This window comes from Colwellia sp. D2M02, assembly GCF_018860755.1.
GTDB classification, from domain to species: Bacteria; Pseudomonadota; Gammaproteobacteria; order Enterobacterales; family Alteromonadaceae; genus Colwellia; species Colwellia asteriadis.
In genome coordinates this window covers 72,373-87,016 of sequence record NZ_JAHKPW010000090.1, presented here as the reverse complement: position 1 = coordinate 87,016, position 14,644 = coordinate 72,373, and the positions used below count along the sequence as shown (strand labels likewise).

The 14,644-nt window shown below is 39.8% G+C and carries 11 protein-coding genes; 7 read left to right on the top strand and 4 right to left on the bottom strand.

Features of this window, described 5'->3' with window-relative positions:
• Positions 1 to 102: 102 nt before the first annotated feature.
• Positions 103 to 1,494: a cytochrome c oxidase accessory protein CcoG gene (gene ccoG, locus KO495_RS17265; RefSeq protein ID WP_215981652.1), complete on the bottom strand. Its 1,392-nt coding sequence runs from the start codon at positions 1,492 to 1,494 to the stop codon at positions 103 to 105.
• A 199-nt stretch (positions 1,495 to 1,693) separates the two neighbouring features.
• Positions 1,694 to 3,139, bottom strand: a complete 1,446-nt coding sequence (locus tag KO495_RS17260; protein WP_215981651.1) for a sigma 54-interacting transcriptional regulator — start codon at positions 3,137 to 3,139, stop codon at positions 1,694 to 1,696.
• A gap of 342 nt (positions 3,140 to 3,481) precedes the next feature.
• Here KO495_RS17260 and KO495_RS17255 point away from each other — a divergent pair, with 342 nt between their 5' ends.
• Positions 3,482 to 4,936: a chitinase gene (locus KO495_RS17255; protein WP_215981650.1), complete on the top strand. Its 1,455-nt coding sequence runs from the start codon at positions 3,482 to 3,484 to the stop codon at positions 4,934 to 4,936.
• A gap of 174 nt (positions 4,937 to 5,110) precedes the next feature.
• Entirely contained in the window at positions 5,111 to 5,512 is a 402-nt protein-coding gene (locus KO495_RS17250) for a hypothetical protein (RefSeq protein ID WP_215981649.1), read from the top strand.
• Positions 5,513 to 5,768: 256 nt separating this feature from the next.
• Here the strand turns inward: KO495_RS17250 and KO495_RS17245 are convergent, their stop codons facing one another.
• Positions 5,769 to 6,587 (bottom strand): LysR family transcriptional regulator, encoded by an 819-nt coding sequence (locus KO495_RS17245; protein ID WP_215981648.1) that lies wholly within the window; start codon positions 6,585 to 6,587, stop codon positions 5,769 to 5,771.
• Between the two features lie 175 nt (positions 6,588 to 6,762).
• Here KO495_RS17245 and KO495_RS17240 point away from each other — a divergent pair, with 175 nt between their 5' ends.
• The 5 genes from KO495_RS17240 (at position 6,763) to KO495_RS17220 (ending at position 13,595) form a co-directional block, all read left to right on the top strand.
• Positions 6,763 to 7,512: an ABC transporter ATP-binding protein gene (locus KO495_RS17240; protein WP_215981647.1), complete on the top strand. Its 750-nt coding sequence runs from the start codon at positions 6,763 to 6,765 to the stop codon at positions 7,510 to 7,512.
• Positions 7,502 to 10,039, top strand: coding sequence for an FtsX-like permease family protein (locus tag KO495_RS17235; protein ID WP_252739043.1), 2,538 nt, complete (start codon positions 7,502 to 7,504; stop codon positions 10,037 to 10,039). Before KO495_RS17240 ends, KO495_RS17235 begins: the two co-directional genes overlap by 11 nt.
• Positions 10,040 to 10,205: 166 nt before the next feature.
• The gene (locus KO495_RS17230) at positions 10,206 to 11,357 is read left to right on the top strand and encodes a type 1 glutamine amidotransferase domain-containing protein (protein WP_252739042.1); all 1,152 of its coding nucleotides are present in this window, start codon (positions 10,206 to 10,208) and stop codon (positions 11,355 to 11,357) included.
• A 136-nt stretch (positions 11,358 to 11,493) separates the two neighbouring features.
• Positions 11,494 to 12,213 carry a response regulator transcription factor gene (locus tag KO495_RS17225; RefSeq protein WP_215981646.1) on the top strand — a complete coding sequence of 240 codons (720 nt, stop codon included), beginning with the start codon at positions 11,494 to 11,496 and terminating at the stop codon, positions 12,211 to 12,213.
• Positions 12,210 to 13,595 carry a HAMP domain-containing sensor histidine kinase gene (locus KO495_RS17220; RefSeq protein ID WP_252739041.1) on the top strand — a complete coding sequence of 462 codons (1,386 nt, stop codon included), beginning with the start codon at positions 12,210 to 12,212 and terminating at the stop codon, positions 13,593 to 13,595. Before KO495_RS17225 ends, KO495_RS17220 begins: the two co-directional genes overlap by 4 nt.
• A gap of 112 nt (positions 13,596 to 13,707) precedes the next feature.
• Here the strand turns inward: KO495_RS17220 and KO495_RS17215 are convergent, their stop codons facing one another.
• Positions 13,708 to 14,283, bottom strand: a complete 576-nt coding sequence (locus KO495_RS17215) for a PEP-CTERM sorting domain-containing protein (protein ID WP_215981645.1) — start codon at positions 14,281 to 14,283, stop codon at positions 13,708 to 13,710.
• Positions 14,284 to 14,644 lie beyond the last annotated feature (361 nt).

Genomic DNA, 14,644 nt, shown 5'->3' with positions numbered 1-14,644 from the left:
AAGGCTCTGCCTTGTATAAAAACCCAACAAAAAGCTGCAAAAATAATCTCGGAAGATCAACAGCCCCTAATGAGCCCAGGTTTTTTTTACGCTCTGCTTTCTTTAATCACTAAAAAATACGGTTTCTTTTTTGACAACCGTCGTTGGTTGATTAACTGATTGAATAATAAAACTAATATTGGTCATCTTCTGCTGTAAGTTATAACTGTCAACACTTAGAGTTAGTGGTACTTCTTGCATTTTTCCTGCAGCGACTTGTACCGTTTTTATTGGCTCACCTTGTATTATTTTATCTAGTTCAATATCTTCCACATAAATACGGTAGTTGGCACTTTGCTGGCTTTTATTGAGAATTTTTAAGGTGTAGGTATTTTCTACCATGCCTTCATAATTAACTCGATATAACGCGTTTCTATCACGTAATACTGAGGCTTCTAACGGTATACGTTCATTAATCCATAAACCTAATGCAGCAACGAGCATAATACATAAGCTACCATAAGCGGCTAATTTAAGGTTAAATGGCTGTGGCTTTTTACTTAACAGTCGTTGCTCGCTAGTGTAGCTAATTAACCCTGTAGGGTAATTAAAGCGGCTCATTGTTTCGTCGCAAGCATCAACACATAACCCACAGTTAATGCACTCATATTGCATGCCGTTTCTAATATCAATACCAACAGGGCAAACTTCAACGCATAAGTTACAGTCAACACAGTCGCCTAAACCTAAGCTTTTATGATCGGCTTTACGCTTACGTGGGCCTCTGCTTTCGCCGCGCTTAGTGTCATAGGCGACTAAAAAGGTGTTTTTATCAAACATGGCTGATTGAAAGCGAGAGTAAGGGCATAAGTAAATACACACTTGCTCTCTCATCCAACCGGCATTTCCATAAGTACAGAAAGTAAAAAACACTACCCAAAACGTAATTAAGCCTGACCATTCAAAAGCGATCATTTCACTGTATAGATCAGAGGCTGGAATAAAATAAGACATAAAGGTAGTGGCCGTAAATAACGACATGACTAGCCATATACTGTGTTTAGCGACTCTTTTTTGTAATTTATTAATACTCCATGGGGCTTTGTCTAACGCTTTACGTTGATTTCGCTTACCTTCTATACGATGTTCTACCCAAATAAAAGCAAGTGTCCATATAGTTTGCGGGCAAGTATAGCCACACCAAACACGACCAAGCCATGTGGTAATAAAAAATAGTGCGAATGCGGCAACCATAAATATGCCTGCTAACAGTACAAAATCTTGTGGCCAGAATGTTACTGAAAATAAACGAAATTCTTGTTTAGCAACATCGAGTAATACCGCTTGTTCACCATTAAATTGAATAAAGGGAATGGCGATAAAGGTGAGCATTAATAACCAACCTAGGTAGCGTCGTATTCTTTGATAAAATCCTTTTTGCTCTCTTACATAAATAGATTCATTAGACTTATAAGGTTTAATGATGAGGTGTTCTTCTTTAATATCAAATTTCATAATTATTTACAGGGTCATAATTGAGTAATTACCCTGATCAATATCAAGATTTACGCCAAAATTTATTTTTATTATCTATTTGTATTTTAAGGTTTTTATTTGATGGGTAGGAGCTTTAAGGCACGCTATGTCGTGCATGCACGATATAGCGTGGATTTTGTGTCTGTTGTGGTGAGCAAGGGTTAATTACTATTGGCAGTTATCGAGAGATGTTAAGCTTTTTCATGCGAGATCTTAGTGTGCTGTCAGGTAACCCCAGCACTTTTGCTGCGCCCCTATTGCCACCAATAATCCATTGGCAATCCGTTAAAACCTCGGTGATATAAGCTTTTTCGATTTCTGCTAGTGGCTTATTTATTGAGGGGATTGCCGCATGACTTTTAGTAAATTTTTGCTGAATATTGAGGGTGCTTGATTGGGCTAGAATAACTTCACGCTCAAGAATGTTTTGTAGCTCTCGGATGTTTCCAGGCCAGTGATACTGGGTTAGTTTTGCTAAACTACGCTTATTAATATGGGTAATGCTTTTGTTAAGTTTGGCATTCAGTTGTTTGAGTATACTGCTACATAATAGTGGGATATCTTCAATGCGATCTCTTAACGCTGGAATGTTAATAGGGAAAACATTTAAGCGATAATATAAGTCCATGCGAAATTGGCCTTGCTCAACCATAGCGAATAAATCACGATTAGTCGCGACTATGATACGAAGATCAACGGCAATGGTTTTACTGCCACCAACGCGCTCAAATTCGCGCTCTTGTAATACCCGTAATAATCGACTTTGTGCCTCGAGTGATAACTCTCCAATTTCATCTAAAAAAAGTGTGCCTTTATCGGCCAGTTCAAAACGCCCCTTACGACGCTCTATGGCACCGGTAAAAGCGCCTTTTTCGTGACCAAAGAGCTCAGACTCGAGTAAATTAGCAGTAAATGCAGCACAATTAACTTTCACCAATGGCTTGTTGCTACGGGCACTTAGCTGGTGTAAGTTGCGCGCTACGACTTCTTTACCCGTACCATTTTCACCTAAAATTAAAACCGTGCTGTCGGTTTGTGCCACTAACTTTATTTGCGCTAGCATGGCGGTAAATTTAGCGCTATTACCTTCTAACCCAGAGCCTTGCCATGCTTCATTAATTTCACTTTGTAGGTAAGTGTTTTCTGCTTGTAGCTGTTCGGTCAGCTCTTGTACTTTTTTTAACGCGTCGCGTAGGTTATTGTCGGCAAGCCGCTGTTGACTAACATCTCTAAAAACTGCAACCGCACCAACAATCACATTGTCTTTATATACAGGGGTTGAGGTGTATTCTACGGGAAATGAAGTGCCGTCTTTACGCCAAAATACTTCATCGGTAATTTTACGTTCGACACCATCGCGCATTGAGTTATAAATATTACATTCTTCACTAGGGTAATGATCGCCATTCGCATGGCTATGATGATGATATTGATGAATATTTTTACCCAGTAATTCTTCAGACTTCCAACCAGTCATACGTTCTGCAGCGGGGTTAATAAATACCGCATTCCCTTCAATATCAAAACCATAAATGCCTTCACCCATGGCATTGAGAAGTAAATTTGAATCAGCTAAGTAGGCTTTAATATTGTGGTTAATATCTTTGTTATGGTTGTCTTTCATATGAAAACTATTCACTCTTTATCAGTGCACGATATATCGTGGTTTTGGGCAGCATAACAAATTAAGTATGAAAAAATAAGTGCGCCTTTACAACGCTGAACTTGAGACCTTGATAGTTTTTAGGGCTAAATAAGTCTTTTTGCCATGAAAAATCCCAATGTTTATCTGTTGAAAAAGAATACCAGTTGTTTGTTTTTTAACCTTGACATAAGAAACTGATACACGTAATGTTTTTGTTAATTTTTTGTTGCAACATAGTTTACAATCTTTCGATAAGTCAGCTCATCAAGAGAAATAATAAATGCGCATGAAAAAGCGCTAAACAATAAAAGGTAAGTGTTTATGAACAAGCTCAAAGTACTTTCTGTGTTAATTTGCGGTGGTATAAGCACCAGCAGTCTCGCGATTAATCCACAAGTGGACCCTGAGAATCCAAATGGCTATGTTGTTTCTCGTGTTGAGCTCAATGCCTCGCGTGATGCTAAAACTGCAGACCCTATGTACGCTATTTGGGCAAAAGCTTTAGAAACAAGTAGTAATGCAGTGGTTGAGGCAATCTATCCTAATTTACCGACTAATCCTGATAATGTTAAGCGCGCCGAGCGTATTTTCCCCGAAGCTGAGTGGGATTTTTTAACCAAAATGGCAGCACCAGAATATACCTATACGCGCTTTTTACGTGCCATTGGCAAATTTCCTGCGTTTTGTGGTGACTATATTGATGTCGCAAAAGATGCTGACGCCATTTGTAAAAAATCAATAGTGACGGCGTTTGCCCATTTTGCTCAAGAAACTGGCGGTCATATTAGTAAGGATAACATTTCAGATAACCCTCAACAGCTTGAAGAGTGGCAACAGGCATTGGTACACGTGCGTGAAATGAGCTGGTCAGAAGGTGATGCAGGCTATACGGTTGGCTGTAATGAGCAGAATTGGCAAACATCACGTTGGCCATGTGTCGCAGGGAAGGGTTACTTTGGCCGTGGTGCTAAGCAATTATCTTATCACTTTAACTACGGTGCTTTTTCTGAAGTGATGTTTGATGGTGATGCCTCGGTATTATTAAATAACCCTGGTTTAGTTGCTGACTCATGGTTGAATATGGCGTCTGCTATTTGGTTTTTCTTAACGCCACAAGCACCAAAACCAGCAATGTTACATGTTATCGATCGTACTTGGGTGCCATCGCAGCGTGAAACCAATGCGGGTATTGGTTATGGTTTTGGTACCACAATAAATGTCATTAATGGTGGTATTGAATGTGGCGCTCAAAATGAAACTAAGGGTCAACCCGTTAATCGTATTCGTTACTGGGAAGGTTTATCGGCTTATTACAATATTGATATTCAGTCGGATGAATTAAATACTTGTTACCAACAAACGCCATTTGGCAGTATTAACCTTGAAGGGGCTACGGATGTACTTTACACCAACTGGGAAGGTGACTGGACCTATTATGCAGATCGCCCAGAAGGTCAGTCATTTGAATGTAAGTTAGTTGCTTATCAAACCGCATACTCAGCGTTAGTGCCTGGCGATTATGAAAAATGTGTTACTAACTTTCATAACTCTCACGCCGGTTGGCCGCAAATTCGTGTCGTAGATCAGCTCGATACACCGGTTGTTGAGCCTCCTGTCGATGGTGTTGCTGCATGGGTTGATAGCAAAGTTTACTTACGAGGAGACCAAGTATCTTACCAAACAGGGATTTACGAAGCTAAATGGTACAGCCAAGGAAATATTCCAGGAGCAGGGGATCCTTGGAAAGTGATTAAAGCACCAACCGTTACTCCTTAAGCAAAGTAAGAGCTTATTTGAGAGGTATAAAAACGGTATAGAGCTATCTATGCCGTTTTTAGTTAATGTGATTATTACCTATTGTTTATATTAATAAATTTAATGATTTAGCTGATTGAAAGCTAATAGCTATTAGGTTATATTTTATACTCATTTTTTTATATGGAATTAGTTATGTTAAAGAAATCTTTACTAATTGCTAGTGTTGCACTAATAACATTAGTTGGCTGTGGCTCAACGCCACCAATTCAAGCGCAAGAAAAAACGATAGCTTATCAAGGTAAGGTTTATGTCTTCGGTGGTCAGTACGACGAGAAACGCAAAGAAGTAGAGCTTACGGTAAATGGTGATCCTGTAATGAAAGGACGTTTTCCTCCGTATACTCCAACATTAAACTTAACAACCAACTATCAAGATGTTGAAGTGTCTAGCCATTGTTACTTTAGCTCAGTTTTAAACCGTCAAGGTGGTGTGTTTGGGGCGGTGGCTGGTGCTATTCAGTCATCAAATTCACAATCAGGTGACAAATGTGATATTAAAGTTGCAGGTGAAACACTAGAAACTTTATATTTTTAAATTAATTATCATAAAATTTTTCCGTTAGCTTTGGTTATCGGTTGATTAGATAAACAAAAGCACCTTATATAAGGTGCTTTTTTATTTTCATCAGCACTCTTTTTTCGTCTTGATTGTGTAGTTAACGTACAATTTTTTAGCTTTTTTGGATGCTCAGGTGACTATATCTACTTAAGTAACTCTCTTTATTAAAATTATGGTGGTCTATTTATAATTAAGTCGCGAGAATAATGCTGCTTAACTCACGGTTTACGCATTAAATGAGTGTGAATTTTTGATGATTAGCGATTATGAAGTCAATGAGTACCCTCACTCGTTTGGCTAAATAACTCCTGTTTGGATAAACTAAATATACAGGTAATTCAGCTGGTTGTGGTGTACAACTAAATTGTAAAAGTAAGCCAGCCTCTACGGATGCTTGACATAAATTGATAGGCAATATAACGACGCCTTGATGAGTGCAAGCTAAATCATGTGCCAATGAAAAGTCATGTGTAACCAACTTAAAGCGCTGTGATTTGTTCAATGGTGCAAAGATAAGTTGAGTTGATAAGCTCTCTTTACATGCTTCTTTTCCTAGCTGTTTAACTACTGATGGGGAGGCGAAGTAACCTAGCTTAGCTTTTCCAAGCTCTCTCGCGATAAGATCTAAATCGCCAGCATCACGACCTCGAATCGCAACATCTATATTTTCAGCAACAATATCCTGTGGTGTATCGGTAACCATGATCTCAACACTTAAGTTAGGATAGCATTGTTGAAATGACGAAATAAGTCGAGCTAAGGGCATTTTTGGCATCGCAACAGGAACAGAAATTTTTAGTCTGCCTGAAAGTGTGTCATTTTGAATTAACGATTCTTCAGCAGAAATCAGCATGCCTAGGGCTTTTTGGCATACTTGCAAATAGTCTATCCCCTCATTAGTTAAACTAACATTTCGAGTATTTCTATTGAATAAGCGAGTATTTAATCGCACTTCTAACGCTTTAATACGGGCGCTGACTGTTGATCTGGGTAAAGCAAGATTATTACCCGCTTGTGTAAAGCGATTGCTATTTGCAAGCCAAGCACCCAAGCTGACTTATAGCATCGTAATAGTCAGGCTGGCATAAACCCAGGCAAGATAAGAGCAGCTTACGAGGTGGATTTCTTACCTGAATACAGCATAACTTTACTGATACCTTTCACATACCTTTCACATTCACTCGAATAAGCTTATCGGCAATTATGTTATTAAAAGGCCATCAGATATGTCTACTGTTACTCAACCTAATTCGATTCAACCCAATGCGATTCAACTCAGCTCTATTCAACTAAAAAATATTAGCCAGTCCTTCACACTGAATGAAGCGAAAGTGACCTTATTTGAACAGCTTAACTTAACCATTAAACAAGGGCAGTCTTACGCGATTACTGGTCCGTCTGGGGCTGGTAAATCAAGTTTATTGATGTTGATGTCAGGTTTGGAAAAGCCGACATCAGGTGAAGGGTGTTATTTAACAGGTAGCCAAGTAGCAAGTTTAGAAAGTTTGCGTACATACATTGGCTTTATCTTTCAACAGTTTCATTTGTTACCTGAATTAAGCGCATTAAATAATGTTGCCCTGCCGTTGAAGCTACGCGGAGATAAAACTGCAGTGAGTAAAGCGATAGCCATGCTCACTAAAGTCGGTTTGTCAGATCGCATGCACCATAGTCCCAGTGAGCTCAGTGGTGGCGAGCAACAACGAGTTGCCATTGCACGAGCCTTAGTTTTCCAACCGCGATTTATTTTTGCCGATGAGCCGACTGGTAATCTCGATGAAAAGAGTGCTGGAGATATCGCGAATACGTTATTTTCTTGCTGTAAAGAGAATAACGCGGGTTTGGTTATGGTAACCCATAGCGAAGGGTTAGCGCAGCGTGCTGACCATATCTATCGTTTGAACCAAGGGCGACTCTTAAAGGATAGTAACCATAACAGGGAAAGTAAGATTTTGGAGGCGGCATATGTTAACTAAAACACAAGGTAGTGCAGCACCAAGTTCTGTTGCGGGCTTTATCATGAAAGCCGGGCTTAATTTTTCACTGGCATGGCAATGCTATCGTCAAGAGTATCATTTACCTCATCAACGCCTGCTTCGCTGGACGCAAGCAATACTCTTGATTTTTATGCTGGCGTTAAGTCAGTCAAGTGAGAGCGTTCAACACTATTTAACTAATAACCTACAAGGGTTACTTGGCGCTGATGCTCTTATTAGCCAGCATCAACCGCTAGCAGCAACACAATTAGCAAGCTTAGCTAAACAGGTTGATGACGTCGCGCAAACTCAGCAAATAAGCATTAATTTTAGTCATGATAATAGCTGGCAATATATTAGCCTAAAAGGTGTTGATGATAATTACCCTCTACAGGGAGAGCTATTAACTGCTAATGCTCTTGATGGGGTTACATACGCGAACTCGACTGGCCCGAAAGTAGGTGAAATATGGTTTGACAGTCGTTTATTGTCGCGATTTAGCCTGAAGTTGGGTGACGCGGTAAGCATTGCCTCACAATCTTTTACCGTAACAAAATTGCTAGCTCATGAGCCTGATCGCTTGATGGAAGGACATAATGTCAATATGCGTGCAATGATCAACATTGCTGATATGAAGCAGCTAAACTTTAGCGAAAATTTAATACAGTATCGTTATTTACTTGCCCTTGATGAAGACAACATAACGACACTACAATCATGGCAAAAACAGCAAATACCTGCCGCCGAATTTATGCATAAAAAAGGCAATCATCCGTTAGCATTATTTTGGAAGCGAACAGAAAACTTTTTAGGCTTAACCTCCATCTTATTGTTTTTTATGGCAGCTGTTGCTATTGAGCAGCTTTCCATCAAGCATAAAAGTAAAGAGCAGTATTTTGCCGCGGTGTGTATGAGTTTAGGTGCTAGCTATCAAACGGGTATCGTGGTGTCTATCATTAAATGGTGCTATTCATTGCTACTACTATTGCCCATTGCCTTTATTTTAGCCGCAGCAACACATTGGCTTATCATCAGTCATTTAGCAGAAAGCTTTGTGAATTTAACGTGGCAATGGCACCTTGGTTTATCCTTTAGCACCTTAGGCTTTGTAAGTTTATTGTTTGCTTTATTTTATCTACCCGTGTGGTATTCGTTAGCCAATAGCACTATTGCGTCACTCTTTACGACTGCAACGAGTGAAACGAAACAATTAGGGCAAAAAGTAGCGGCGTTAATGGTCTTAATCATTGTGGTGTTTGCTTATTCAGATAATGGCCTATTAACGACGATGATGCTTATTGCCATGGGGGTGACTATTGCTCTCATTTTAGCGCTTAGCTGGTTGACATTGACCTTGGGTGAAAAGCTCACACAAAACCTGTCAGGGTTATTACCTTTTGTCTTTTTCATGATGAAGCAGCGCCTAGTGAGCAAAAGTACCCAAATATTAGGGGTAGGTTTATCAGCATTCCTCCTGTTATTTACCCTCATGTTAATGCACGACTTGGGCAAAGCAATGTCGGTTTATCAGCGAACTCACGATGGCAATTTAATGGTATCGCAAGCCACTACGGATCAAATGAACTACCTTCATCAGTGGGCGTTGGATAACGATATTAGTATTCGCCAAAATAAAGCTTATATGCATGCCAAGCTCATAGAAGTGAACCAACAATCGCTTAAGGAATTTGCCGGGAAACCTAGTGACAGTTTAGCGCGCTTCTCAAGAGACATAAGAATGCACTGGGCTAACGAGCTACCAAGTAATAACCGTATTGTATCTGGTCAATGGTGGCAAAACGCAAGTGAGAATTGGCAGCAAGTCTCAATAGAAGAGGAGGTGATGACGGATATCGGGTTGGCCTTAGGTGATGAGGTGAGTTTTATGGTTGCAGGTAAACGCTATAACTTTATCGTTGCTGCTAGTCACGCATTCAAGTCTGGCAATGGCTCAATCACGTTTTGGATACAAATGCCTAGCACTGCGATCGCCCACATTCAAGCAACGCATTACCATATGGCAAGTATCGAAGTGAGCGATCAACAACAGTCTTTATTGGGTAACTTATGGCAAAAATATCCGACATTGCGCATGGTGTCTTTAAAAGAGATGACCGCACGATTTGACTCCACGCTTGCAATGATAACGACGGTAATCACAGGATTTTCAGTGGTGATTATTTTACTTGCGATTATTGTTATTCTCGCGTCAATTAATGCAGCGGAAGCGAAGGAAAGGAAAAAGAACAGCATTATCATGAGCTTTGGCTTTTCTAAACGCACGTGCTTTCAGCTTAATATTATTGAGTGGCTTATCACGGCATTGATTGCAGCAACTGGGTCAATAGTAGGTACTTACCTTGCTGGATTACTCATCTATCAATCACAGTTCTCCCTAACCTATCAACCTGACTTTATTTGGCTATTGGGAACCTTGTTTATTATTTTAGCGAGTGTTACTTCACTAGGGATTTTCGCTAATAAGCACAGTTTAAATAGTTCTGTTAAGCAATTAATGACGGACTAACCTTGTAAAGTTGTAAAAAAACGCGCAGTGAGAAGCTTTTATCTCGGGTATTTTACCTCGGTTTCACATCAGTTTCACAGACTCACTGCGATGCTATCCCCTGAGCAGTTTTATACTCGCACTATCTAACCTAACCACCTAATATTAAAAAACGATTAAGAGAGACATGATGAAAAACATTACTCAAAAAATAGTTACAATGATTTGTTTAGTCGTCGTTACTTTGCCGGTAAAAGCTACGCTTGATAAGCAAGTTACTCAAACAGACCTTAAGAAAAAAGTGCTGATGGTAGTCAGTGGCCATGGCGAGGAGCAAGGGGAAAAAGCGCCTGGCTATGAGTTTGGTGAATTTTCAAAAGCCTATTTAGTGTTTCAAGCAAATGGTATTGACGTTGATGTCGCTAGCCCTAAAGGCGGTAATGTGGTCGCCGATAAATATGATCCAGCGACACGCTACAATGCGCAAACTCTCGCGGATGAAAAGATTATGGACAAGTTAGCAAATACTTTTGCCACCGCAAATATTAATGCAGCTAGTTATGACGGCGTGTTTATTGTTGGGGGGAAAGGGGCAATGTTTGACTTACCAAAAGATAAAGCACTGCAAACGCTAATCAGTGACGTATACCAACAACAGGGCGCAGTGGCAGCAGTTTGTCACGGCCCCGCAGCACTAGTAGACGTTAAGTTAGCGGATGGTACTTATTTAATTGCCAATAAACACGTCAATGGTTTTACTAATGAAGAAGAGCAATTGTTCGGTAAGAAATGGTCACCAACGTTTGATTTTATGCTCGAAGATAAGCTAGTCGAGCGCGGCGCTATATTTCAGAGTAGTGATATTATGTTAAGTCATGTTGCTGTTGATGATCGTTTGATCACCGGCCAAAATCCAAGCTCTACGGTGGGAGTAGCAACAGCGTTAGTGACGAGCTTAGGCATTGACGCAGTGGCTCATGAGGTCTATCAAGAGGATCGTACGCTTGCGTTAATCGCTGATTTTTTAGCTGGTGATCGTGCGGTTTTAGCCCAAGCTTCTCAGCGTGCTGCAAGTGAAGAAAAATCAAAGCAACTGAGTTTGTTTGGTATGTATGGTTTTTATTTTTTCAAAGTAGCAGAAAAAGAATCAGAAATTGCCCAAGCACTAGATTTAATGACAATGGCTCAAGCAGAGCTAAACAACCCTGTGCTTGATGTCACCATTGCAAAAGCACAGCAAAAACTAGGTAAGAATTTGCTAGCAAAAACCACACTACGACAGTTATTAAAGACTAAGCCTGAATATCAACCAGCGCTAGAGCTATTGGCAACATTATAGTAAGGCTATAACAACTAAATTAACTAAATAATTCAGGCTTAAGGGGGCAATAACTTGTTATTACCTCCTTAAGCTTTTAACGTTTACGCTTAAATAGTGAATTAATAGCGCCAAGTCGCTTTCAATGGAGTTTTTTATGGTCAGTACTAATACCTCATTACATATATTATTAGTGGAAGATCAACTTAATATTGCGCGCAATGTCGCTGAGTATATGGAGGCTAAAGGACATGTGTTTGACTTTGCCATGCAAGGTCAGCAGGGGCTAGCGTTGGCGTTAAGTGAGTCTTATGACCTTATCATTCTCGACTTAAATTTACCTGTGATGGATGGGTTAACGGTATGTGAGCAATTACGGCTTAAATCATCACGCCATATTCCTATTTTGATGTTAACCGCTCGCGACACTATTGACGATAAAGTCAGCGGTTTTACTGCTGGCGCCGATGACTACCTAACTAAGCCGTTTTCATTGCAAGAGCTTGAAGTTCGCTGTTTGGCATTATCGAGAAGACATTTATTGCAAACCGATGATGTTGTTACCCTTGGTGAGTTGCAAATAGACCGTAAACGTAAAACTGTACAGCGCAAAGGAGTACCACTTAATTTACACACTATGGGTTATCGCATTTTAACGTTCTTAGCAGAAGAGTACCCACAGGTGGTCAGTCGTTCTCAATTAGCACAAAAGCTATGGGGCGATGAGCCAACCGAGTCTGATGCATTACGATCGCACATTTATCAATTACGTAGTGTGTTAGATAAGCCATTTAGTTATGCGATGTTGAAAACTCGCCACGGAGTTGGCTTTGCCTTAGAAGTTGCTAACGGTAAACGTGAGCAGGGTAGTGAATGATGAAAAGCAAAATAATAAATAAAAGTTCAGCTAATGAAAATAGCACCAATAAATACCATAGTTTGAGCCGACGTATTGTCGCGCAGTTTTGTGTATTTACCTTAGTCTTATCATGTTTTTATAGTGCCTTTGTGTTTTTAGCTATGTACGCATTAGAAGATAGCTTTATATACACAACCATGGCACAAGAAGCTCAGTTAATGCAGGAAGGCTATCAGCAGCACCAACAATGGCCGATACCTCGCCATCACTATATGAAGCTCTATCTATCAAAGGAAAGCTTACCAGAGCTCATTAAAGTGCAGTTATTAACTGAGCCTAATGCAGGTGAGTTCTTTGGCGAACAAGGAAAGCACTATCATTTATATGCACTTCCTAAGGTAGCGCCTGAAAAACAAAGTGATGCCGAGCAAGCTTATTTATTAGCAGAAGTGAGTGAAATGTTACTCGTTAGGCCTATTAGCGGCTTTTTACTTAAAGCGATGTTGGTTGTGTGTTTAGTCTTAATTATTATTGCCTGTACTATTGCGTGGCTGTTAGGGCGCAGTACAGCAAGACCCTTACAGCGGCTGGCTGACTTGGTTGATGGCGTTGCGCCTGAAAATATTCCGGATAAGTTCGCACAACGCTTCCCAAACAATGAAATTGGTCTATTGGCACAAACCCTTGAAAATACGCTAGGACAAATTAAATCAGCGTTAATCCGCGAAAAACACTTTACCCGCGATGTTAGCCATGAGCTTCGAACCCCCGTCGCAATTATTAAAAATGCCGTTGAAGTGTATCAAACCAGTCATACCTTAGACCCTGAACTACCGCAGCAACAATTACTCCAACAGCAACTAAAACAACAAGCTACCGATGCACTGATAAAACGTATCAGTGATGCTAGTGTACAAATGGAGCAAACGGTGACCACCTTATTATCACTAGCGCGTAACGAACACACCTCGGTTGCTAAATCGTCGGTGAATTTATTGGCGCTAGTCGAGCAGGCGGTGATTGATCACAGCTATTTGCTGGCAAATAAGACTAATGGTAACTTAGTTGAAGTGCTAGTCAGTGACAATACTAATGTGAATCTAACACTGCAACCAGGCATGTTAAAAGTGTTACTTGATAATTTGATCAGTAACGCCTTTCAATATACCAATGCTGGTGAAGTGCTGATTAGTTATGAAAATAATCAGCTTGTTATTGCAGACACAGGCTCAGGCATAGAGGCAAGTATTGTGGATAAAGTCACTGAACTTATGGTTAAAGGTAGTCAGAGTACTGGTTACGGTTTTGGTTTATCGATAGTGAAGCGCTTGTGCGAACACCAAGGTTGGCAGTTAAGCTTGAAGAGCGAACAAGGCACGCAGATATCGGTACGGTTTTGAATGAGAAGCTTGCTTAAGTTAAAACCGTAGGCAATAAAAAAGCACCTTATATAAGGTGCTTTTTTATTATTAAGCACGCTTGCGTGCTTAATAAATTGACTTAATCAGAAAATTAAGCAGATTTTTTCTTGCGACTAGCAGCGAAACCAATTAAGCCTAAAGCTAAAATAGCTAAAGAACCTGGCTCAGATACTGCTACTGGAGCAGGAGAAGTAATTGATGCTGAAAGTGCAGATTGTTTTGTTCCGTCAACCGTTAAGTTTTGACTAGAAAGGAAAAACTCCGTTGATGTTGTGATGAAATCATCGTGTACTACATCACCAATGATGTATAAACCTGTAGTAGCGCCAACAGTTTCATTTGCACCAATTGCTGTAGCGATGAAGCTAAAGCCGTTAACATTCCATAACTGTAAACCGATGATGTTATTAATACTGATAGGGTTAGTATCTAATGCCACTGCATCACCTGCAGTTAAATAAGGTGCATAATCACCAGCTTGATCAACAAGAGCAATGTTTGCAAAGATAAAATTAATAAGGGTAACTTCACCATCTGCATTTAATGTGATATCTGCAACACTGAAAATATCAAATGAACCGTCAATACCTGATTTAATCGGAGTAGCTTTAGCTGTTGCGGCTAGTGTCAGTAATAAGACTGCGGCAAATAAATTTCTTAACATCATTTTCCCTTTAAAACTAAATTATATTCTGTAAGTGTAAACGGTGTGACATTGTGATCAATCAAACCGTAAAATAGGTTGTGTTATTTAATCAATTATATAACACAGGCTCTATTAAGCACAAAACAAGCCATATTTTCATTTGTTTGTTTTAAAACGATTTTTTGCATTGTTTAGTTTTTTTACTCTAAATATGTAAAAGAGATGTAAAAAAACTAGACGGTCAATAAATATACGTTATAACCAGCCTATATTGCGTAATACAGGCTTGCTACAGTAGTTAACCTGAGATCGGCTTAACACATGTTTCTCTAGCAGCTATTTTCCCTAACTTCTTCGTTAAATTTACTTGCAATAGGCCAGC